The sequence below is a fragment of the Rhodococcus sp. ENV425 genome, from assembly GCF_002887785.1.
In the GTDB taxonomy this organism is placed as follows: Bacteria; Actinomycetota; Actinomycetes; order Mycobacteriales; family Mycobacteriaceae; genus Rhodococcus; species Rhodococcus aetherivorans.
This window is the reverse complement of the sequence record NZ_PCZU01000259.1, coordinates 671-991: the sequence shown is the minus strand read 5'-3', so window position 1 is coordinate 991 and position 321 is coordinate 671. Positions and strand designations below refer to the sequence as shown.

1 protein-coding gene is annotated in these 321 nt (G+C 74.5%); it reads right to left on the bottom strand.

The genetic code is table 11. The features are described 5' to 3' along the window. A partial coding sequence (locus tag CQZ88_RS22945; RefSeq protein ID WP_146034364.1) for a GntR family transcriptional regulator occupies positions 1 to 191 on the bottom strand: 191 nt, incomplete at its 3' end. Positions 192 to 321 lie beyond the last annotated feature (130 nt).

Below are 321 nucleotides of genomic sequence, written 5' to 3'. Positions count from 1 at the left end.
CGGCTGACGCCGAGCGCGTCGGCCAGCGCCCGCTCGGCGGGCAGGCGCGCGCCGACCGGGAGCCGGCCGTCGGCGATGCGGCGGCGCAGCGCGGCGGCGACGGCCCGGTACAGCGGACCGCGGTCGGCTCCGACATCGCCGAGCAGCGCCGCGAGCCGGGCCGCGGACGGGGTGGCGGACACGTCCTTCATACAGTCCACTTTCGCACGGTGGACCGGAATCTCCGGTCCACCGGCCCGAGAGAATAGGACCATGATCTTCCTGGTCGTTCTCCTCACCGCGCTCAGCCTGGCGGCGGCCACCTGGACAGTGCTGGACACC